Source organism: Blautia sp. MSK.20.85, from assembly GCF_013317245.1.
Taxonomy (GTDB): Bacteria; Bacillota; Clostridia; order Lachnospirales; family Lachnospiraceae; genus Blautia_A.
In genome coordinates this window covers 1-320 of the sequence record NZ_JAAIUN010000128.1, presented here as the reverse complement: position 1 = coordinate 320, position 320 = coordinate 1, and the positions used below count along the sequence as shown (strand labels likewise).

The window sequence follows — 320 nt, the reverse complement described above, 5'->3', positions numbered from 1 at the left end:
AAGAAAAAGCAAGTCACATTGTTTCTGCATGGAGTAAGGAAGATGGATTTTGTCTGGGACAGAAAGCAGTCAAAGAAAAAAGCAATGAAATAACAGCGATTCCAGAGCTGTTGGAAAAAATCCAGATAAAGGGTCAGATCATTACGATTGATGCAATGGGAACGCAGACAGCGATCGCAGGAAAAATCAGGCAGAAACGAGCGGATTATGTTCTGGCATTGAAGAAAAATCAATACACAATGTACGAAGATGTAAAAGAATACTTTTCGAATGAGGAGTTTCAAAAAGAAATGCGCGAAAAGGGGGCATATAAGAAGACC

Annotated in this window: 1 protein-coding gene; it reads left to right on the top strand. The window is 39.4% G+C overall.

Features of this window, described 5'->3' with window-relative positions; genetic code table 11:
* The coding region (locus G5B12_RS17215; protein WP_174088997.1) for an ISAs1 family transposase at positions 1-320 on the top strand (320 nt) is incomplete at both ends.